Annotated in this window: 16 protein-coding genes; 6 read left to right on the forward strand and 10 right to left on the reverse strand. The window is 34.0% G+C overall.

The genetic code is table 11. The features are described 5' to 3' along the window. The first annotated feature begins 144 nt into the window (after positions 1-144). Complete coding sequence (locus tag ACHRVX_RS09060) at positions 145-492, forward strand: toxin-antitoxin system YwqK family antitoxin (RefSeq protein WP_395331413.1); 348 nt, start codon at positions 145-147, stop codon at positions 490-492. 251 nt (positions 493-743) lie between these two features. Here ACHRVX_RS09060 and ACHRVX_RS09065 read toward each other — a convergent pair whose 3' ends face one another. From ACHRVX_RS09065 to ACHRVX_RS09095, 7 genes are all read right to left on the reverse strand, one after another. Continuing rightward, a complete protein-coding gene (locus ACHRVX_RS09065; protein WP_395331415.1) occupies positions 744-1,859 on the reverse strand; it encodes a PepSY-associated TM helix domain-containing protein in 1,116 nt (371 codons plus the stop codon). 63 nt (positions 1,860-1,922) lie between these two features. Further along, entirely contained in the window at positions 1,923-3,473 is a 1,551-nt protein-coding gene (locus tag ACHRVX_RS09070; protein WP_395331417.1) for a PepSY-associated TM helix domain-containing protein, read from the reverse strand. Between the two features lie 3 nt (positions 3,474-3,476). Beyond that, entirely contained in the window at positions 3,477-3,779 is a 303-nt protein-coding gene (locus tag ACHRVX_RS09075) for a hypothetical protein (RefSeq protein ID WP_395331419.1), read from the reverse strand. Positions 3,780-3,797: 18 nt separating this feature from the next. Further along, complete coding sequence (locus tag ACHRVX_RS09080; RefSeq protein ID WP_395331421.1) at positions 3,798-4,130, reverse strand: hypothetical protein; 333 nt, start codon at positions 4,128-4,130, stop codon at positions 3,798-3,800. 61 nt (positions 4,131-4,191) lie between these two features. Further along, positions 4,192-6,672: a TonB-dependent siderophore receptor gene (locus ACHRVX_RS09085; RefSeq protein WP_395331423.1), complete on the reverse strand. Its 2,481-nt coding sequence runs from the start codon at positions 6,670-6,672 to the stop codon at positions 4,192-4,194. Positions 6,673-6,887: 215 nt separating this feature from the next. Further along, on the reverse strand, positions 6,888-8,135 hold the full coding sequence (gene odhB / locus ACHRVX_RS09090; protein ID WP_395331425.1) for a 2-oxoglutarate dehydrogenase complex dihydrolipoyllysine-residue succinyltransferase: 1,248 nt from the start codon (positions 8,133-8,135) through the stop codon (positions 6,888-6,890). Between the two features lie 79 nt (positions 8,136-8,214). Next, a complete protein-coding gene (locus ACHRVX_RS09095) occupies positions 8,215-10,992 on the reverse strand; it encodes a 2-oxoglutarate dehydrogenase E1 component (RefSeq protein WP_213295797.1) in 2,778 nt (925 codons plus the stop codon). 116 nt (positions 10,993-11,108) lie between these two features. Between ACHRVX_RS09095 and ACHRVX_RS09100 the strand changes: the two genes are divergently transcribed. Beyond that, on the forward strand, positions 11,109-11,660 hold the full coding sequence (locus ACHRVX_RS09100; protein WP_395331427.1) for a hypothetical protein: 552 nt from the start codon (positions 11,109-11,111) through the stop codon (positions 11,658-11,660). 432 nt (positions 11,661-12,092) lie between these two features. Here the strand turns inward: ACHRVX_RS09100 and ACHRVX_RS09105 are convergent, their stop codons facing one another. After that, positions 12,093-12,449, reverse strand: coding sequence for a hypothetical protein (locus ACHRVX_RS09105; RefSeq protein ID WP_395331429.1), 357 nt, complete (start codon positions 12,447-12,449; stop codon positions 12,093-12,095). Positions 12,450-12,489: 40 nt separating this feature from the next. Further along, the gene (locus ACHRVX_RS09110) at positions 12,490-13,515 is read right to left on the reverse strand and encodes a LacI family DNA-binding transcriptional regulator (protein WP_395331431.1); all 1,026 of its coding nucleotides are present in this window, start codon (positions 13,513-13,515) and stop codon (positions 12,490-12,492) included. A 164-nt stretch (positions 13,516-13,679) separates the two neighbouring features. On the opposite strand from ACHRVX_RS09110, the gene ACHRVX_RS09115 reads away from it, so the two are divergent. From ACHRVX_RS09115 to ACHRVX_RS09125, 3 genes are all read left to right on the forward strand, one after another. Beyond that, positions 13,680-16,319 (forward strand): TonB-dependent receptor, encoded by a 2,640-nt coding sequence (locus ACHRVX_RS09115; RefSeq protein WP_395331433.1) that lies wholly within the window; start codon positions 13,680-13,682, stop codon positions 16,317-16,319. 277 nt (positions 16,320-16,596) lie between these two features. Next, entirely contained in the window at positions 16,597-17,817 is a 1,221-nt protein-coding gene (locus tag ACHRVX_RS09120; RefSeq protein ID WP_395331435.1) for an MFS transporter, read from the forward strand. Then, on the forward strand, positions 17,807-19,675 hold the full coding sequence (locus ACHRVX_RS09125; protein ID WP_395331437.1) for a trehalase family glycosidase: 1,869 nt from the start codon (positions 17,807-17,809) through the stop codon (positions 19,673-19,675). Before ACHRVX_RS09120 ends, ACHRVX_RS09125 begins: the two co-directional genes overlap by 11 nt. A 168-nt stretch (positions 19,676-19,843) precedes the next feature. On the opposite strand, the gene ACHRVX_RS09130 is transcribed toward ACHRVX_RS09125, so the two are convergent. Beyond that, complete coding sequence (locus ACHRVX_RS09130; RefSeq protein ID WP_395331439.1) at positions 19,844-20,818, reverse strand: polyprenyl synthetase family protein; 975 nt, start codon at positions 20,816-20,818, stop codon at positions 19,844-19,846. A gap of 267 nt (positions 20,819-21,085) precedes the next feature. On the opposite strand from ACHRVX_RS09130, the gene ACHRVX_RS09135 reads away from it, so the two are divergent. Further along, complete coding sequence (locus ACHRVX_RS09135) at positions 21,086-21,607, forward strand: YceI family protein (protein WP_395331441.1); 522 nt, start codon at positions 21,086-21,088, stop codon at positions 21,605-21,607. Positions 21,608-21,660: the final 53 nt, after the last annotated feature.

A 21,660-nucleotide genomic window follows, 5' to 3' on the forward strand; every position in this document is an offset into this window, starting at 1 on the left:
GCCTGAGCACTGGTTTTTTTGTTTTAGATCATTTTCCAATGTTAAGTTTTTATTCAATGTTACCAAATTGTTAAGTAAAAGTTTGTTTAATGTAAACTATTAATTATATTTGGTAAAGATTTGAAAACATAAATACCTAAAGATATGAAAAAGTGTGTAATTTTAGTTGCAATATTGTTCTCTGGAATTTTAGTTGCACAAGAGGTAAAACCAGAATTAGAAGCTGTTGGAAACAAAGTAAAAGCTACTTATTACTATGAAAATGGTAAAGTACAGCAAGAAGGTTTTTTTAAAGATGGTAAATTAGATGGCGTTTGGGTATCATACGATGAAAACGGGAATAAAGTTGCCGTAGGAGAATATACAAACGGATTGAAAACTGGAAAATGGGTTTTCTTTAATGAAAAAAACCTTAGCGAAGTTGCTTATGAAAACAGCAAAATCAGCTCAGTTAAAAACTTACAGAAAAATGCTTTGGCAAATAGAAATTAATACAATTTCAAATAATAATAAGAACCGCTTTTATGAGCGGTTTTTTTATGAATAAACATATTGTGTTTGTGGAGAAACATAGAATATTGTGAATCTGCTTTGCGGATTTACCGCAGAGTCTGCAAGTTTACATATAATAGTAATGTTTATAAACAGAAAGTTCACAAAACTTTATCTTGATCTGGCTTTGTGAACTTTGCATTTGCAATCATAAAATAAGATGAAAAGTTGTGTTCTTTGCGGTTAGATTTTTATGCCTTTATTTTTTTACAGGATTTTTTTCTTCTCCCGTACCAAATTACGAAACCGGTTACAGGCAAAGCTGCTGCTATCAAACTAACAATAAAAGCGACGATTTTCCCAGGCAGATTTAAGATTTGTCCTGTATGAATTCCGTAATTCATTTCGACAACTTTCAGGCCTAAGCTTTTTGAGTCATAAGGAACGCTTTGAATTAATTCCCCACGATACGGATGAAAATAATAATTACTTTGATGGTCAAATCGTAACGAGTGAGGATAAGCTCCCGTGTTAATAATATCTCCTTTTTTTTGCGGAAGCATTACGTAGAACATTTCAGATTTTGGATTCTTCAGCATAGTCTGAATCAGAGCACGATCGATTGCTGCAGAAGTATTTATATCAAATTTTGTAGTGTCAATTACAGGAGCTTTGATTTCGGTATTTTTATCTCCACCAAAATTAAAGCCTTTATAAATACCATTTCCAACCCAATCATAGGTAAAAGTTAAACCTGTAATGGCAATAATAACAGCGATAATTGTAATGTAAAATCCGGATGTATTGTGCCAGTCGTAATTTACTCTTCGCCATCTTGCGGACCATTTTACAGAGAAACTTCTTTTAATATCAATTCTTCGCTTTGGCCACCATTGAATGATTCCTGAAATTAACAATAAAATGAAAATGATGGTTGCGCCGCCAATAATGTGTTTGCCAATATAATCCGGCAGCAATAAATACAAATGAATATATTCTACAATCATAAAAAAGTCCGATTCCGGATCTTCAACTCTTAAAACTTTTCCTGTGTATGGATTAAAGTAGAGATATCTATTTTCTGTATCAGAATAGACATAAACAATTGCAGAGCGATTTCTTCCATAATAGGCAACCATACTGGATTTATATGTTGGCAGAATTTTTTTTACCTTTTCCTGTAAAAAAGATGGCAGGATAAAAGGTTTGTTTTGAGGTTCAACCAATCGCCATTCTTTACGAGTGATGTCTTTTATTTCATCATGAAAACAAAATATACATCCGGTGATGCTGACTATAAAAACAATAAGCCCGGAAATTAATCCGAGCCATTTATGTAAAAAACGTATTTTTAGTTTGAATCCCATTTTTTGAATAAAACGCAAAAGTATACGCTAAATCTCGCGGGGACAAATTATTTATGCCAATTTTTAAGAAACTACTTTTTTTGGCTTTAAGTGGTAAGCGACATAAAGTGTGATTGATGCTAAAACAATCCAAAAAACATCAATAAAGAAAACCTGAATATGATTTTGCAGGAATGAATTCCAAAACCAATTTCCAGATACAATTCCGTTTGTTATTGGAATCAGAAATCCTAAAATACTTCCCGATATTAAACAGAATTTATTCGTGAACGCATCATTCTTTTTAATTATAAAAAATATCGTAAGGATAAGCCATCCTCCAAAATAAACTAAGAAAAGATGATCCTGAGTTAAGGGATAAAATATTTTAGCAGCAATAAATGCAACCGCGGTAATGGGATACATACTCAAACAAATTGCCAAATAGATACGAACAACGGCTGCGTTGAAGCGTCTTTTCTTTTCAGGTAAATTATTTTTCTGTCTGGCAACTAACCAGATCATCACGCCGGAAATAATTACAAAGCAAGTGATAATTCCTAACACGAAACTCACAATCTTTAATGCATATCCGCCATAATCACCAAAGTGGATTCGATACAAAACGTTTTTCACAACGTCGAGATAGTTGTTTTGTGTTACAGGATTTTTCTTTGCAACTTCTTTTCCATCAGCGATTCGATAAATTACTTTTCCAACTCCTGTGAATTTTTTATGACTTAACATTTCGCCTTCAACGACAACATGCATATTGGCATCGCCATAATTTTGAATAAAAACGCGTGTAATTTCAAAATCTTTCCAGTTGTTTTTTGTTTTTGCAACTAGCTGGTCAATATTAAAAGGTGTTGCTAATTTTTTATTGTCAAATTGATAAACAGGATCATTGTATTCTAATTCTTTGTACAATTTGTCCTGATCGCCTTTGTATAATGCCATTACAGCAGGCGCAACAATCAAAAGCTTGATCATAAAGAATGCTCCTGTTACAGCATAGACAAATTGAAAAGGTAAACCAATCATTCCTAAAGCTGTATGTGCATCTGTCCACAAGGTTTTTAATTTTTCTTTTGGACGGAAAATATAAAAGTTAGAAACGATTTTTTTCCAATGTAATAAAACACCGGTCACAATTGCAAATAGAAAAAACAATGCGACAAAACCGGAAAGATAATATCCAAGCGGATAAGGAATCTGAGCCAGAAAGTGTAAACGATATAAAAATTCCCCTAACGAATAAGATTGTTCATAGGTGTAGGTTTTGAATGTTTGGGTGTCAAGGTAAAAAAACGTTCCTTCTTTTTGTTTGGCCGGAGCCAAAGTATCTTTGGTACCTTCAAGATAAACGGCAACTCTTCGTTCGTTACTTGGTTTAGAAATAGTAATGTTTCTTCCGTGTAAAATGTATTCTTTATTAAGTTTATTTAAAGTTGTATTATAGTCTAATTGAATTTCTTTAGTAATTGCAGAAGATTCATTTCTTTCCCAATTGATGATTTCATCCCTGAAGAAAGAAAAAGATCCTGCGAAAAAAATCACAAAAAGAACTACACTGATAACAATTCCGCTAACGGTATGTGTATGAAAATAGATATTATAATTACGGTTATTCATAAGTTACTTTGCTATCGGATTGTAGGTTTGACCCAAATAAATAAAAAGAGAAAAAACTAAAGTCAGCAGGATATAAATACCCCAGATTTTCCATGCGCTTTTTGCTAAAAAAGCAATTACCATTAGTGCTACCCAAAGTATAAATCCGGTAAAAGCCATTGTCATTAAAATATTAGCACGATTAAACCACGAAGCTAAAGCCAAATGAAAAGTGACAGAAACAAAATAGCCGCCTAATATAGCAGCTGTAATTTTGGCAAATCGTTGCCATGGAGATTTTGTTAGATATTTAGGATTTGCTGGCATATTTTGGTTAGAAATAAGTTAGTGGAAATAAAATTCTAGTAAAGCCACAATGATAAAAAGAGCAATAATAGCGAATCGGTTTATTTTTTTTAACGGAGTTAAAATGATGATTAAACTTCCAATAGTCATTAATTGAATAAAAAACATTAAAGTTCCGCAACATACAGATTGTGTAATCAGCCACAATGAGTAGGCAAGAAGCAGAAGAGCTAAGCCTACAAATTTAGTTGGTTTTGGATTGCTCTTCATCCATTTTTCAAAACCTAAATCATAAGATAAAGTAGCTCTTTTTGAAGTGTAATAAAGAGTATAAAAAGCTAAAAAAACGATAAGACTTGCTATTGTTATCATGATTTTATGAATTTAAAAAACACCTTTCTGTTTCAGCAAAAAGGTGTTTTTGTTTGTTTTATTAGAATTTGTATGAGAAACTTGCAGCTAAGCTTCGCATGTTTTTTGGGTGTATAGTTGACCAACCATCATAAGTATCAACATTTGCGATATTATCAAGTTTAAGTGTCAAAGTGAATTTTTCTGTTCCGTAGAATACAGAAGAATTAAGTACTGTATACTCCGGAATTGTAAATTGTCCGGTAAGTGTACGGTTCATGATTTTATTATTACTTGCATAATTTCCTCCAAAACCTAAACCGAAACCTTTTAAGTCTCCGTCAAGAAATCTGTAGCTTGCCCAAAGATTGGCTAAGTTTTGCGGTCCTGCACTTTCTGGTCTGTGACCTACAAAATCAGGATCTCCAGCAGTTAAAAGCGCATCATTATAGCTATAACCAGCAACAATGTTTAAACCATCAATAGGGTTTGCAACGATTTCAGCTTCAAAACCTTTATTTTTTTGTCCACCATCTTGGTAAGACGTTTGTGTTGTTGCAGTGTAAACTGTATAAACCTGATCTTTAACTTCAGTGTTGTAATAGCTGAAAGTTGCATAAAGTCTGTCTTTAAAAACATTCAATTTTGTTCCAACTTCAAACTGATTAGCATGTTCAGGAGAAAATGTTCTTGGTAAAGAAGTTCCATTTGCTAATATATCGCTGGTTGGTGATGTGTTAGCAAAACCATCCATGTAGTTTGCGAAAACAGATACTTTGTCAATAATTGGCTGATAAACCAATCCAAATTTAGGTGAAAAAGCAGTTTGGTTGTAATCATCAGTATCTGTATTAACATCACCTTGAGTCATGAAACGATCTACACGTAAACTTGCCATTGCAGATAATGCAGGAGTAAAGTTGATTACGTCAGATACGTAAGCACTCATTACTTCTTGTTTGGTTTTGTTATTGTTCATAGGAGCTGAAGATAAAAGTTTGTCAGCGCCTGCTTTTGTCAATTGACCACTATCTCCATTAGTAATGTATTTAGTTGGATCAGTAATTTGATATAGGTTTTCGTTTACTGTTTTAAGATCAAGATTTCCAATATAGATTCCGCCATTTGCTACATATCCGGTACCATTATCAATTGAACCTCTATTGAAATAATCTAAACCGGCAACAATCCTGTTTCGTAAGTTTCCTATTTTAAAATCACCAATAAAATTTTGTTGAATATCAGTAATTAAAGTAGTGGCATCTTGATAGTTCATTTGACGACCAAGTACAATTCCTTCAGTTATACCAGGATAATATTGAGTTCCTTCATATAAATAGGAATAATATCCTTGTGATTTTGCTGAATTTCTTGAAACAACAGTTTGAGAACTCCATTGATCATTAAATTTGTAATTCATTTGCCCTTGTAAACTATAAGAAGGAGTTTCCATAGCAAGTTGATTACTTGTGTATGAACGCTTATTGTCATAACCTAATTCATCAATATTATGCACTCTTAAAGGCGCACCTCTGTCTAAGAATAACATTGTTTGATTAGTTGATTTGTTATTCATGAATTCCGTGTTAATAAAAAACGAAAGTTTGTCATTAACCTGATAAGATAAAGATGGGGCAAAAAAGAATGATTTTTTGAATCCTGCATCCTGAAAACTGTTTTCGTTATGATAAGCAGTATTGATACGCAAGTTTACTTTGTGTTCTTCATCTAAAGGAGTATTAACATCAGCTGTAACACGATTTAAACCGTAACTTCCTGCAGTATAATTTATTTCTCCTCCAAAATGATCGTAAGGTTTTTTAGTTGTTAAATTGATTAAACCTCCGTATGAAATTAAACTGCTTCCAAATAAAGTTCCTGATGGTCCTTTAATTACTTCAATTTTTTCAATGTTAGCAGGATCAAGACTTCCGTTTGATAAAGCAGGTAATCCGTTAATCATACTTGGCTGAACAGCAAATCCTCTTAAAGAGAAATATGCAGCACCATCTCCACCACGACCTGTTGAAGCCCAAAGTGGTGATAATCCCGGAGCATTTTTAAGTGCGTCATCGATATTTGTAACTACTTGCTCTTTTAAAAGTTCACTTGTAATAGTAGTATAAACTTGTGGGTTTTCAAGATTTTTAAGTGGTAATCTTGAAACTTGCTGAGTCTCTTTACGTGCTAATGGATTTTTTTTATTTCCTCCATTTACTACAATTTCGTCTAATTGTTCTGAGTTTGAACTAATAGTAAAGTCTTCGATTATGTCATCTCCATTATTAAGAGTAACACTTTTCTCTTTTGAGGAATGTCCAACAGCAGAAACTCTAATTATATAGTTTCCTGGTTTAAGATTTTTAATTTCGTAAAAACCATTAGCGTCAGTATTCGTTCCTATTTTAGTTCCTTTTAAAACTATTGAAACATTGTCAGCAGCCTGATTGTTGGTTAAGCTAATTTGACCTTTGATGCTAGCTTTTTCCTGAGCTGTGATATTTGTAACAGCTAATAGAAAAAAACAAAAGCTCAAAAAAGAAATTGTAAATTTATATTTCATTTTATTTAGAATTGATTTTAATAGCGCAAATTTAATGGTTGATTATTAACCAAACAAGCTATTCTTATTTATTCTAAATAAAATATTTTTTAAAGGGTAAAATTTACGTTTATTCAAAAAATTAACATCTTAAGGAAGATTTAAGCTAATATTAAGAAAAAAAACCTGTTCAATTGAATGAACAGGTTTTAAATTATTGTCGAAAATGATTACAATTACAATTCTAAAGCACGTTTAGCATCGCCATTCATCAATAATTCAACTGGATTTTCTAAAGCTTCTTTTACAGCAACTAAGAAACCAACAGACTCACGTCCGTCGATAATTCTGTGGTCATAAGAAAGTGCTACGTACATCATTGGGTGAATTTCAACTTTACCGTTTACAGCAATTGGACGCTCAATAATATTGTGCATTCCTAAAATTCCTGATTGTGGAGGGTTGATAATTGGAGTACTCAACATGCTTCCAAAAACACCACCATTAGTAATTGTGAATGTTCCACCAGTCATATCGTCAACAGTAATTTGACCGTCACGAGCTCTTAAAGCTAATCTTTTGATTTCAGCTTCAACTCCACGGAAAGTTAAGTTTTCAGCATTACGAACTACGGGAACCATTAAACCTTTAGGTCCTGAAACTGCGATAGAGATATCAGCAAAATCATAAGCGATTTTGTAATCACCATCCATCATTGAGTTTACATCAGGATATAATTCTAATGCTCTTGTAACTGCTTTTGTAAAGAAAGACATGTAACCTAAACCAAGACCACCATGTTTTGCTTTGAAAGCATCTTTGTATTCGTTACGAATCAAGTTGATTGGCGTCATGTTAACTTCGTTGAAAGTAGTTAACATTGCTGTTTCGTTTTTAGCTGCTACTAATCTCTCAGCAACTTTACGACGTAACATTGATAATTTTGTACGCTCAGATCCACGGTTTCCTCCAGTTGGAGTTCCCATAGAAGGTACTGCATTTACAGCATCATCTTTAGTGATTCTTCCGCCTTTACCAGTTCCTGAAACAGTAGCTGGTGCTATATTTTTTTCGTCTAATATTTTTCTTGCTGCCGGAGATGGAGTTCCAGATGCGTAACTTGTAGCCGCCGGAGCTTGAGTTGGAGCTGCTTTTGGCGCTTCAGCTTTTACTTCAGCTTTAGGTGCTTCAGCCTTCACTTCTGCTTTTGGAGCTTCTGCTGCCGGAGCATCACCTGCTGGTTTTACACCATCAGTATCAATTAAACAAACTACAGCTCCTACAGCAACTGCATCACCTTCTTCTGCTTTAAGCGTAATAATTCCGCTCATTTCAGCCGGTAATTCAAGAGTTGCTTTATCTGAATCTACTTCAGCAATAGCTTGATCTTTTTCTACATAATCTCCGTCTTTTACTAACCAAGTTGCAATTTCAACTTCTTTTATTGATTCCCCTGGTGATGGGACTTTCATTTCTAAAATCATCTTTGTTTTTGTTTAAAGTTGTAATTGTTTAAAGTTTCATGTTGTTAAAAACCTGAAACTTTAAACCTGAAACATTTTTTTATCTGAATAAATCTTTATCGAATACCATTCTAATCGCATCTGCATGACGGCGTTTTGCTCTTGTATAACTTCCTGATGCCGGTGCAGCGTAAGCTTTTAACGAAGCTAATCTCCATTTTACAAGATCAAAGTTCATTAACATAAAGCTGTAAGCTCCCATGTTTTTAGGTTCTTCCTGAGCCCAAACATAGTCGTCAGCATTTGGATATTGTGCAATAATTGCTTTCAATTGCTCAACCGGCAAAGGAAACAATTGCTCAATACGCACAACTGCTACGTCATTTCGTCCGTTGTTTTCTCTTTCAGCAACGATGTCATAGTAGAATTTACCAGTAACAAAAACTAATGTTTTTACTGCTTTTTTGTCTACTGTATTGTCATCGATAGTTTCCTGGAAACTTCCTTTTTCTAAATCTTCGATTGTAGATACACATCTTGGATCACGTAACAAACTCTTAGGTGTAAAAACAATAAGAGGTTTACGGAATTTTGTTTTCATTTGTCTTCTCAACAAGTGAAAGAAGTTGGCTGGAGTTGTACAGTCTGCAACATACATATTTTGTCTTGCGCAAAGTTGTAAATAACGTTCCATTCTTGCAGAAGAGTGTTCAGCTCCCTGACCTTCATATCCGTGAGGCAATAATAAAACAATACCGTTTTGGTTGTTCCATTTGTCTTCACCACATGAAATGTATTGGTCTAACATAATTTGAGCTCCGTTAGAGAAATCTCCAAACTGTGCTTCCCAAATTGTTAAGGCATTTGGACTTGCTAAAGCATATCCGTAATCAAAACCTAAAACTCCGTATTCTGATAATAATGAGTTATAGATATTGAAATTTCCTTTTTTGCCTTCAAGGTTATTGATAAGGATTACTTCTTCTTCAGAATCTTCCACTTTAACAACAGCATGACGGTGAGAGAAAGTTCCACGCTCAACATCCTGTCCTGAAATACGAATATCATAACCTTCCTGAAGTAATGATCCGTAAGCTAAATGTTCTGCCATTCCCCAATCTAATAAATTGGTATCGAAGAACATTGTTTTTCTGTCGTTGATTAATTTCTGAATTTTACTGATGAATTGTTTGTCTTCCGGTAAATTAGAAATTGCATTTGCAATTTGAGTAAGACCTTCTCTTGAATAAGAAGTATCTACATTTTCAAGCATTTGCGTATCTGTTACCTGAACAAATCCGTCCCATTCGTTTTTCATGAATGGAGTTATAATAGTCAAATCTTTTTTACGGGAAGCTTCTAAATTCTCCTCCATTGTAGATTTGTATACTTTTTCTAAACCATTTACGTAAGAAGCATCGATTACGCCGTCTGACAATAATTTCTCTGCATAAATATCTCTTGGATTTTTATGTTTTGAGATGATTTTGTATAAAACCGGTTGTGTAAAACGAGGTTCGTCACCTTCATTATGTCCGTATTTTCTATATCCTAATAAGTCAATAAATACGTCACGACCAAATTGCATTCTGTAATCCAGTGCAAAAGATATTGCGTGTACAACAGCTTCAGCATCATCAGCATTTACGTGTAATACCGGTGAAAGTGTTACTTTAGCAACATCTGTACAATAAGTCGACGAACGTGCATCTAAATAGTTAGTTGTAAAACCAACTTGATTATTGATTACAATATGAATTGTTCCTCCGGTTTTGTAACCGTCAAGTTGAGCCATTTGAATAATTTCATACAAAATACCCTGACCTGCGATTGCAGCATCACCGTGAACGGCAATTGGTAGTACTTTTGAAAAATCATTAGGGAAATATTTCTCTTGTTTTGCTCTTGTGATTCCTTCAATTACAGCTCCAACCGTTTCTAAGTGAGATGGGTTTGGTGCTAAATTGATGTTTATATTTTTTCCTGTTCTTGTTTTTTTATCGGCAGTAAGACCTAAGTGGTATTTTACGTCACCATCAAAATATTCCTGATCGTAATCTTTACCGTCAAACTCACCAAAAATATCCTGAGTAGATTTCCCGAAGATGTTTGCTAAAACGTTCAGACGACCACGGTGAGCCATTCCCATTACGAATTGTTCAACACCTTTTTCTGCAGCTTGCTCGATTAAAGCATCCAAAGCTGGAATGATAGTTTCACCACCTTCTAATGAAAATCTTTTTTGACCTACATATTTAGTATGCAAGAAGTTCTCGAAAGAAACTGCCTGGTTTAATTTATCTAAAATAGTTTTCTTTTCTTCAGAATTGAAATTAGGCTGATTAACATTTACAGCTAATTTTTCCTGGATCCATTTTACAACACCAGGATTCCTGATGTACATATATTCAATACCAATATGTTGGCAGTAAATAGATTGAAGACGCGTAATAATGTCCTGTAATGTAGAAGGTCCCACTCCGATAGTCTGAGCAGCATCAAAAACTGTAGAAAGATCAGCGGTTGTTAATCCGAAATTCTCAATATCTAAAGTTGGAGAAGAAGTTCTGCGATCACGAACCGGGTTTGTTTTTGTAAACAAATGTCCGCGGGTACGGTATCCATCAATTAATTTTAGAACGTTGAATTCTTTTTGCAGTTTTTCTGAAACCTGACTGTAATCTGTGTTGGGGCTAGTCACATATTCAACAATCTGTTGAACAGGATTTTCGTCATTATAAGTGGTTTGTCCAAAGTCGAAACCCTGAAAAAAACTCCTCCAGCTTGGCTCAACGCTATCTGGATTTACTAAATACTGATCGTATAATTGTGCGAAAAATTCTGTATGCGCTGCATTTAAAAATGAAAACCTATCCATAATATTAGTGAATATACTTTTTGTTAAATAGAATGGCAAAAGTACAACAATCGACTTTATTTAAACCTTTTTTTTACGTACTTTTACGTAAAAATTTGTTAAAAATAGACTCAACTATGAATAATATTCAACTTTCAATCGATTGCAAGAATTATTTTGTGATTTTTGCAGTCTTATTCTTTAGTTCGGCAATTGCGCAACAAAATTATGTAATTGACAATAGTAATCACTTTTGGGACAAGGTTCAGTTTGGTGGCGGACTTGGTTTAGGAATTGGTTCCGGTTACACGGATATCTCTGTCATGCCAAGTGCGATCTACAATGTGAACGAAATCGTAGCGGTAGGTGTTGGGTTGCAATTTGGTTATTTGTCATCAAAAAGCTACTATAACTCATTTGTTTACGGCGGAAGCGTGGTTGGACTTGTAAACCCGATTCCTGAAATTCAATTATCAGCTGAATTAGAACAGGTTCGTGTAAATACAGATTATAATTCGACTCCATACAGACCTTCCTATTCAGATAATTACTGGAACACCGCCTTATATCTGGGTGCAGGTTACAGAGCCGGAAGCGTTACAATTGGTGCGCGATATGATGTTTTGTATGATCCAAACAGAAGTCTTTACGGATCTGGATTTATGCCTTTTGTGAGGGTTTATTTTTAAGGAGGTTCAAAGTTGCAAAGGTTCAGAGGTTTTAATCTATAAAATCTTCTTTTGAGAGAATAGATGACAACCCCCAACCAATTTTAAAAAATGTAGGGTTTAGAAATGATTATTTTTTCGAACAAATTTGTAAGAAGGACAAGATTGGGGTTATTATTGCGAAAGAATGGATTAAAATCCATCCCTACAATATATTTTGTTCCTACCGGAACTGCTAAAAATACGAGAAACTATTTTGTAAAAAAGTCCCAAGTCTTAAGAATTAAAGGCATTGAATTTTTACTCAATTTTTAATGCCTAAAAAAAACATATCTCGGAGAGATTATCTATTGGTAGAATATTAATAACATTCACCAACATTTGTCCCGTAAGGGACTAAACTACATTTGTAAATTTTAGCGTGAAAGGGAGAAAACTTAGAATCTCAGCACCTTATTTAGAATAATGCTTCCTAAACCAAACTTTCTGCCATTCCCTTTTCAATACTAAAAAAGAAACTTGTTCGGCAAGAATTACCAAATCTGAACCGTCTAGTTTTTTGATTTCTTCTTCCGATACATCGATAATGTAAAGCAGGTTGAGATATTCAGCAAATTTGTACTGAATCATTCTGTAGATTTTTTCATGAAGCTGAATTTTTAATTCTTCAGGAGAAATACTTAACGGAAAATCGATTCCTTCGTTTGCCAAATTAAAGTCTTTGTTAATTTGCTCAATCAGACTTATATATAAATTTTCACTTTCGGCATCAGCCAATAAAAAATCGGTATTTTCAGGAATCGGAAACATTGATGCTTTTTAAGATTGGCACAAAGTTAAAACTAAAAAATCATTTAACTGTAGATTCTCTTTCAATGATTCTTGTAGGAAGTTCGATAATTTGATGCGTTACGGGGCGATGTTCTTTGATATCGACAATTTCATCAATTAAAAGCGAAACTGCCTGATGTCCCATTTCAAATCCGGGCTGATCAATTGTTGTTAATTTAGGCGAAATAACTGTACTCATAAACCAATTACTGAATCCGAAAACTGCCACTTGTTCAGGCGTTTTTATTCCGGCTTCATTGAAATATTTAATTATTCCTATGGCTACCAAATCCGTAATGGCAAAAATGGCATCGATATCCGGATTTTCAGTCATTATTTTTTGGGCATTTTCATAACCATCTTCAAAATCAGTATTGTTGTCGCAAACATAAACCAATTTCGAATCGTACTCAATTCCGTGTGCTTCAAGCGCTCTTTTATAACCTAAAAAACGATCGATGGAGTTTTGCGGAACATACGAACCTCTAAAATGGGCAATTCTTTTATATCCTTTGTTAATAAGGTATGTAACGGCATCATAAGCCGCTTTTGCATCATTAATTACCACTTTGGAACAATCAACTCTTTTAGCAATTTTATCAAAAAGAACCACAGGAGTATTTTTGCGAATTGCTTCATTAATATGAGTAAAATCATCCGTTTCGTTTGAGAGCGACATTAAAACTCCGTCGACTCGTTTCTGAATTAATAAAGCAAGTTGTTTTTTTTCCAGTTCATATTTTTCGTTTGATTGCAGTATAATGACAAGATATCCTCTTTTTTCGGCTTCATCCAGAATTCCATTTAATACACTCGAAAAAAAATGATGAACCGTAGCGGGAATAATAACGCCAATGGTTTTGGTTTCATTGGTTCTTAAATTTACCGCAACAGAATTGGGGATGTAGTTCATTATTTCCGCCATTTCAATAACTCTGGCGCGTGTAGACTTACTAATATCTGTATATCCTTTTAACGCTTTTGAAACCGTTGTAACCGAAATTCCCAGTGCTGAGGCTATATCTATTAATTTTGTGTCATTCATGAAATAAAAGTACTAAAAATAAACTGCATTGATAAAAAATTAACTTCCGAAAACGTTTTAGGTGTTTTCGAAAACGTTTTCGATTTTTAATTTCTATATTCCTTATAATTAGTTATTAAGTTTGACAGTGATAACCATAATTACTAACTAACCGAACAAAAAAAATGAAAAAGCTACACCAGTATTCAGGTACATTACTTGTAATGATTTGCCTGTTTTTTTTATCCAATAAAGGGTTTGCCCAAACTCAAAATACAGTTTCAGGAAAAGTAGTCGATGACAGCGGTGCAACAGTTCCAGGAGCAAATGTTACTATAAAGGAAACAGGAAAAAGTACTGTTACGGATGAAAACGGAGGATATTCGTTCTCGAACATTACTGCAGGAACTTATACAATTATAGCAACAAATGTGGGGTATAAAACTTTTGAGAAAAAGTTTGCAGTAAAAGAAGGAGATTCATTAGAAGTAAACTTGCTTCTTGAAGGTGAATCTCAAAGTTTAAATGAAGTTGTGGTTACAGGATCATCAGCGCCAAGATCAAAGTTGGAATCCAGTGTTGCGATTACAACGATGGGAGCAAAGGCAATCGAAGACAGAGCGCCTTCAAGTACGGCTGCTTTACTACAAACTATTCCGGGATTTGTTGTTGAAGCTTCAGGAGGAGAAATAGGAAACAACCTTTTTGCAAGAGGAATTCCATCTGCGGGAGCTTATGAATATGTACAAATTCAGGAAGACGGATTACCTGTTTTTGAAGATGGAGCTTTGCAATTTGCTAACGCCGATACTTTTTACAGATTAGATGAAACCGTAAGTAAAATGGAAGCTGTTCGTGGAGGTTCGGCATCTATTTTTGCTAATAATGCGCCGGGAGGGATTATCAATTTTATATCAAAGACGGGTCAGAATGAATTTAAAGGAAGAGCAAAATTCACGACTTCAGATTACGGAATGTTCAGAACAGATCTTAATTTATCAGGAGCCTTAATTCAGGATAAATTATTTTTTAATGTTGGCGGTTTTTACAGAGCAGATAACGGCGTAAGAAATACTGGTTTTACAGCCAATAAAGGAGGTCAGATTAAAGGAAACATCACTTATAAATTCGATGACGACGATTATTTGAGAATCAATTTCAAACATCTTGATGACAGAAACACCTTCTATTTGCCAATTCCGCTAAAAAGCAATAACGGAAAGATTGAAGGAATTCCAGGATTTAATCCGAATTACGGAACGTTGACTTCAGTAAATTTAAGCCGATTAAATGTGCCTCAATACGGCGGCGGAACTTTTAGCGCCGATTTAGAAGATGGTTCTCACCCGATTATCAACTCAATAGGAGCGGAATTCAAAAAGAAAATATCAGAAAAAGTGACTTTTAAAAACTCTTTCAAACAAACGAATATTGATTTAAATTACAATGCTATTTTTCCAAATGGCGGACCTTGGACACAAGACGCTTATGCAACAGATATTCAAAGTACAACGGCTAGTAATCTGACATATTCTTATGTAGATAACGGACAAACTCTTGATCCAAACGCTTTGATTATGCGAGCTGATCTTTGGCATATCGAGAAAAAGATGAACAATTTTGCGAATAATTTCTCTTTTAATTTTGATTTAGATCCTGTAAAATTAACGGCTGGATATTATTATTCAAACTGGAAATCGAACCAATACTGGAACTGGAATTCCTATTTAGTAGGAGTTTCAGACAATCCGAGATTATTGAATGTAAAGGACAATACAACTGGAGTAGATCATACCTGGAATGGTGTAGAAAGAATTACATGGCTTGAAAGAGATGCACAAACAAAAGGACTTTTGAATGATATTTATGCTGACGCGGAAATTAAAGCGACTGATAATCTGACTTTCAACGCAGGTTTAAGATACAACAAAGACAAATATTCAGGTTACAGAGACAACGCAAGATTTTTTGCTGAAAACTTAGGACTTTTAGACAATAATACGGCTGATGATGCGGTGACGACTGTAAAAGGAAATCCGTATACCTACTGGAGATATGATGTAAGTGAATGGTCATATACCGCAGCAGGAAATTATAAATTCAATGATAAAATGGCATCTTATGCCCGATACAGTCATGGTTTTAGATCTCCAATTGAGGAATCATTTTATGACAATGCAGCAGATTTAAGCAAATTGGAGAACACAGAAGTGAATCAAATTGAATTGGGTTACAAATATGCTAATTCCTTCTTCTATGTGAATGCGAATTTATTTCACATGGGATTAAAAAATGTGGCTTTCACCGATATTTTATCTGACGGAAGCTCTGAAAATAAATTTGCCGATGTAAACAATATTGGTCTTGAAGTAGAGACCAATGCAAGATACGAAATGGTAAAACTGAACTTTACGTTCACCGTTCAAAAACCGGAATATGATAATTTTACAGGAACAAATGCGGATGGTTCTACGTTTGATTTTAACGGAAATACAGCACGAAGAATCCCTAAATTTTTCTGTAACCTAAGACCGGAAGTAGATATTACAAAAGATTTCACAGCCTATGTTCAGTTCTCTTATTACGATAAAAAATTCACCAATCAGGATAACAAACAAGTTTTGCCGGCTTATAAAGAAGTTGGCGCAGGATTAAATTATACCTATAATAATCTTCGTTTTGCAGTTGATGCTTCGAATTTATTCAACGAAATTGGTTTGACCGAAGGAGATCCAAGACAAACAACTTCTGCAGCGAGCGATGTGTTTATGGCAAGACCTATTTTAGGACGTGCGTTTAGATTTTCTGTAGCGATTAATTTCTAAATTTAACCCGTTTGGTGTTATTTTTTAACACATAGAAACATAGAATTATTGAACTGAAAAAAAGGCGTTTCACTTGCATTAATACACATAGCTATGTGTGAGAAACGAGTTTCTTTTTGATTTACTTTTTTCAAACACATAAAATCTATGTTTCTATGTGTTTAATTAAATTTTCATTACGCCCAATGAGTTAAATAGAATATATATACAGTTACTGCAGAGGCGCACAGCAGTGCGTCTCCGCACCATAACCACAAAGAAAAGCAAATAACAACAAATGAAAAACCTAGGAATCAAAATCTCACTTTACCTTAATTATTTTGTCTTTGCTATTTTATTAAACAGCGTAGGAATCGTGATTTTAAAATCGCAAAAAAATTACGGAGTTGATGAAGTTCAGGCGAGTATTCTGGAAGCTTTTAAAGATATGCCCATTGCTATCGTGTCTTTTTTCATAGCCTCTTTTTTACCCAGAATAGGCTACAGAAAATCGATGTTGATAGGTTTAGGATTGGTTATTTTGGCTTGTATTTCTATGTATTTTGGGAATTCTTTTGACAATGCTAAAATTCTTTTTGCCACCGTTGGAGTTTCATTTGCTTTGATCAAAGTTTCGGTTTATTCACTGATAGGAACCGTGACCGAAACCAAAAAAGAACACAACGCTTTAATGAGTAGTATTGAAGGTTTTTTTATGGTTGGGATTGCGTTAGCTTATTTTTTATTTCCGGCTTTTAATAATGAAAATGATCCTAATTCATGGTTGAATGTCTATTGGTTTTTAGCAGGATTATCATTCTTATCATTTCTGTTTTTACTTTTTGTAAAATTCGAAGAAGCAGAAATTTCAGCAGGAGTAAATCTCAAAGACGATTTCCTGCAAATGTTCAAATTAATGGCAAAATTGCTTACCGTTATTTTTGTAATCAGTGTCTTTCTGTTTGTCATGATCGAACAGGGAATTTTGTCCTGGTTGCCTACATTTAATACAAAAGTGCTTCATTTACCGGAGAATATCAGTATTATGATGGCGAGTATTCTGGCTATTTCATTAGCAATTGGAAGGTTGATTGCAGGTATTATAACCAAAAAAGTAAACTGGATTTGGGTTTTAAGTGTTTGTATATTTTGTGCCATGCTGATTGTCATTTTTGTACTTCCAAAAACAGTTGGATTAGAAGTTAAAAACATCAATACGCTTTCAGATATTCCATTAATAGGTTTCGCATTTCCGCTAATCGGATTGTTTATTGCGCCCATATATCCGCTATTAAACTCGATTGTCTTAAGTGCTTTACCTAAGAATTTACAAAGTTCCATGACGGGATTAATTGTGATTTTTTCTGCTCTTGGCGGCACATTAGGATCCAGAATTACGGGTTGGCTGTTTAAAAATGAAGGCCCGGAAAACGCATTTTACTTTACTTTAATTCCAATGTCTTTATTATTAATATCCTTTTTTATTCTTAAAAAAACAACTGCAAAAGATGAAATTTAAATTACATATCACCCAAACCATCGAAAAATTATTGGCTCAGGAAGATACTGACGGTGATAAAAAAATAACGATCGATGATAACGGACCAAAAAAGTTTTTGCTGAATGATGAAAACGGAAATTCTGCGGTTATTGAAGGAACTTATCAGCTTTCGAATTTGTTGCAGGAACTGGCTTTGGCCAAAAAAAACAAAACTGAATTTGCAGAAATAGATCTGAATGAAATCACCGAAGATCCTGTAAAAAGAATTTCAGGAAAAATAAAAAACCTGTATTGGAAAGGCCTAACGCGAACAATTGATGCAAATGGCGTAAAGAAAATTCTGGAAGACAATAAGATCGAAAATGAAATAGCGTATTTGTATGTGCCTTTTGGTGATGAAATTGTTTTTGATTATTTCAAGAAATTAGAAGCTACAACGCCAAAATTGAAAGTGGTGCAAATGCCTAAAAACATTTCGCCGGAATATGTTTTATCGCTCAATAAAAAACCGGGAATTTTGGCTTTGGCACTTCAGATAAAAAACAATGAAATTTCAGGAGTTCCGTTTGTAGTTCCTGGCGGAAGATTCAATGAAATGTACGGTTGGGACAGTTATTTTATTGCCAAAGGACTTTTGATAGATGATAAAATTGATCTTGCTTTAGGCATTGCCGAGAATTTTAAATACCAGATCGATCATTACGGAAAAATCCTGAACGCTAACAGAAGTTATTATTTAACCCGAACGCAGCCGCCGCTTTATACATCTTTAATTATGGATGTTTTAGAGAAGTCAAATCCTGATATTTTCTGGATCGAAAGACATTTAAAAACAGCCATAAAGGAATATCAAACGGTTTGGATGGAAGAAGGAAAACGACTTACAGCAAATGGATTGAATCGTTATAAAGCCGAAGGAATCGGGCTTCCGTTTGAGGTAGAACAGGGACATTTTGATGATATTCTGGAGCAATATGCGCCAAAATATAATCTGTCTACGCGCGAATTCGAAAAGAAATATCTCGAAAGAGAAGTTGTTGATCCTGAGCTTGATAAATATTTTATTCACGATCGCAGTATGCGTGAAAGCGGACATGATACAACGAACAGATTGGTTGGGGTTTGTGCCAATTTGAATACTGTTGCGATCAATAGTTTACTTTATAAATATGAAACGGATATTGCTTTTTTAATTAAGAAATATTTTAAAAATGAATTTCAGTATTTTGAAGATAAATCGTATTCAAGTGAATATTGGATTTCGAAAGCAGAATTGAGAAAAGAGAAAATCAATAAAATGTGTTGGAATGATGAATCCGGTTGTTATCTCGATTATGATTTTGTAAACGAAAAACAGCATTTTTTTGAAGCTGCGCCAACATTTTATCCGCTTTGGGCAAAAATAAGTACGCCGGAACAAGCCGAAATTTTGGTAAAAAAGACATTGCCCAGATTTAAAATGAAAGGCGGAATTGCAGGTTGTACCAAAGAATCAATTGCTGATCTAGAAGAAAATGCACCAATCAGACAATGGGATTATCCGTTTGGCTGGGCACCTCACCAAATGCTTTTATGGGAAGGTTTGCTCAATTATAATTTTCATGACGAAGCGCAGGAAATGATTTATCGATGGCTTTGGCTGATAACCAGAAACGCGGTTGACTACAACGGAACCATCCCGGAGAAGTTTGATTTGTCTATAAGTTCACACAAGATTTTCGCAGAATATGGAAACGTAGGAACCGAGTTTGATTATATCACCGAAGAAGGTTTTGGCTGGATGAATGCTTCTTATCAATATGGTTTAACGATTTTAGAAGATAATCTAAAACAAAAATTATCGGATTTAGTTGACCCTGATGAAATTTTTGAATAAATGAGTCTTCGACTTCGCTGAGGATGACATTCATTTTCTGTATAACTATTGTCAGGCTGAGCAGAGTCGAAGCCCTTTTTCGCTACAATGACAAACCCGACAGATTTTAAAACCTGTCGGGTTTAGCGTAGTTCTAAGTTACTGAAAACTGATACTGAAAATTGAAAACTAAACCTTTCTTCCCATTAAGTTCTCACCAAATTTTCTTAAAATATTTTTCTTTTCGGTATTAATATCCATCTTTTCTAAAGTTTCAAAAGCTTTAAAAGTATACATTTCGATTGCTTCCTGCGTTGCTTTTGAAGCTCCTGATTCGTTAAAAATAGTTTTTGCAGTTGCTATTTTGTTGGTATTATCTTCTAATTGTAAACTGAATAATTTTTCTAATTCTGAAGCTTTTTCAGTAGATGAAAATTCACGGGCTTTTAGGTATAAATAGGTTTTTTTGTTGACGATAATATCACCGCCAACTTGTTTTCCAAAAGTTTTAGGATCTCCAAAAGCATCTAAATAATCATCCTGAAGCTGAAAAGCCAATCCTAAATTTAATCCGAAATCGTAAATTAAATCAGCTTCCTTTTGAGTAGTTTTAGCTACAATTGCACCCATTTTCATGGCTGCAGCAACTAGTACGGCTGTTTTATATTCGATCATTTTAAGATATTCCGGAATTGTAACGTCGTTTCTTTTTTCAAAATCAACATCCCATTGTTGCCCTTCACAAACTTCAAGTGCCGTTTTACTGAACAATTTTGCCAAATCTCTAAAAACGACAGGTTCGTATTGTTCAAAATATTGATAAGCAAGAATCAACATCGCATCGCCGGAAAGTATTCCGGTATTCAGATCCCATTTTTCATGCACGGTTTCCTGTCCTCTTCGCAAAGGCGCATCATCCATAATATCATCGTGAACCAGTGAAAAATTATGAAAAACCTCAACAGCCATTGCCGCCGGAAGTGCCATTGTATAATCAGTATCAAAGACTTCTGATGCCATTAAAGTTAGTACGGGACGCATGCGTTTTCCGCCAAGACCTAAAATATATTCAATGGGTTCATAAAGGTTTTTAGGCTCTTTGTGGATGCTTTGATTTTCTAAATAATTAATAAAAAAATCCTGGTATTGGCTAATATCGTGCATAAAATATAATCTGAATTGCGAGCCTCAAAGATACAATTCATTATGAATTATTTCTTTCTTATAGTTTTAAATGATAGTTTCTATTTGAAATTTATATGTAATGTACTGTTTTTTAGCTTTTTAAAATTATTTTAAAAAAAACTTGGAAACTTTCTTGGTGTTTACAGTTTCCTGTTTATATTTGCACTTTTAATTGGAAACTCTGAACACTAAAAAAGTTTCCTTAAGAGTTTTGAGTAATATATAACCTCATTAAACCAGTAATTTATGAAAACAACATGGACCTTAGATTCTAGCCAATCAGATGTTTTAATTAAAATGAGACATTCGATAATCGCCTACATGGGAGGAACTACGAATAAATTTGATGGTTATGTGAATATTGAAGACAATGAAATTGAAGATGCTTCGGTTGAGTTTTCACTAGACATTAATAACAAAAAAGATAGTTTTCAACAAATAGACACGTATTTACAGCTTCAGGATTTTTTTGATGTAAATGAGCATCCTATTATTAGTTTTAAATCGACTTCTTTTCAAAAAATAAATAATAATATCAATTTCTTTAAAGGAGATTTGACTATAAAAGACGTAACCAGAGTAGTAGAGCTTGATGCTGAATTTATTGGCATCAATAATTACAATGGCGAGAGAAAAGTAGCTTTTGAAATTAAGGGTGACATTAAACGTCAGGACTTTGGCTTAGATTATAATTCGTTCAATCATAATGGAGGTTTAGCTTTAGGAAAAGATATTAAACTTATCGCAAACTTAGAGTTTAGTATATAATTCTTATACAATGAATAAATTAATGTAAAATTATTACAAAAATTACGGAAACT

The organism is Flavobacterium sp. FlaQc-47 (assembly GCF_044006475.1).
Lineage (GTDB): Bacteria > Bacteroidota > Bacteroidia > Flavobacteriales > Flavobacteriaceae > Flavobacterium.

What these genes read in the sequence shown, in the direction of transcription:
- ACHRVX_RS09135 (WP_395331441.1), top strand. Translation starts at nt 21,086, where the DNA reads ATGAAAACAACATGGACCTTAGATTCTAGCCAATCAGATGTTTTAATT.
- ACHRVX_RS09120 (WP_395331435.1), top strand. Translation starts at nt 16,597, where the DNA reads ATGAAAAACCTAGGAATCAAAATCTCACTTTACCTTAATTATTTTGTC.
- ACHRVX_RS09115 (WP_395331433.1), top strand. Translation starts at nt 13,680, where the DNA reads ATGAAAAAGCTACACCAGTATTCAGGTACATTACTTGTAATGATTTGC.
- ACHRVX_RS09075 (WP_395331419.1), bottom strand. Translation starts at nt 3,779, where the DNA reads ATGCCAGCAAATCCTAAATATCTAACAAAATCTCCATGGCAACGATTT.
- ACHRVX_RS09100 (WP_395331427.1), top strand. Translation starts at nt 11,109, where the DNA reads ATGAATAATATTCAACTTTCAATCGATTGCAAGAATTATTTTGTGATT.
- ACHRVX_RS09125 (WP_395331437.1), top strand. Translation starts at nt 17,807, where the DNA reads ATGAAATTTAAATTACATATCACCCAAACCATCGAAAAATTATTGGCT.
- ACHRVX_RS09065 (WP_395331415.1), bottom strand. Translation starts at nt 1,859, where the DNA reads ATGGGATTCAAACTAAAAATACGTTTTTTACATAAATGGCTCGGATTA.
- odhB (WP_395331425.1), bottom strand. Translation starts at nt 8,135, where the DNA reads ATGATTTTAGAAATGAAAGTCCCATCACCAGGGGAATCAATAAAAGAA.
- ACHRVX_RS09130 (WP_395331439.1), bottom strand. Translation starts at nt 20,818, where the DNA reads ATGCACGATATTAGCCAATACCAGGATTTTTTTATTAATTATTTAGAA.
- ACHRVX_RS09080 (WP_395331421.1), bottom strand. Translation starts at nt 4,130, where the DNA reads ATGATAACAATAGCAAGTCTTATCGTTTTTTTAGCTTTTTATACTCTT.
- ACHRVX_RS09085 (WP_395331423.1), bottom strand. Translation starts at nt 6,672, where the DNA reads ATGAAATATAAATTTACAATTTCTTTTTTGAGCTTTTGTTTTTTTCTA.
- ACHRVX_RS09105 (WP_395331429.1), bottom strand. Translation starts at nt 12,449, where the DNA reads ATGTTTCCGATTCCTGAAAATACCGATTTTTTATTGGCTGATGCCGAA.
- ACHRVX_RS09110 (WP_395331431.1), bottom strand. Translation starts at nt 13,515, where the DNA reads ATGAATGACACAAAATTAATAGATATAGCCTCAGCACTGGGAATTTCG.
- ACHRVX_RS09095 (WP_213295797.1), bottom strand. Translation starts at nt 10,992, where the DNA reads ATGGATAGGTTTTCATTTTTAAATGCAGCGCATACAGAATTTTTCGCA.
- ACHRVX_RS09060 (WP_395331413.1), top strand. Translation starts at nt 145, where the DNA reads ATGAAAAAGTGTGTAATTTTAGTTGCAATATTGTTCTCTGGAATTTTA.
- ACHRVX_RS09070 (WP_395331417.1), bottom strand. Translation starts at nt 3,473, where the DNA reads ATGAATAACCGTAATTATAATATCTATTTTCATACACATACCGTTAGC.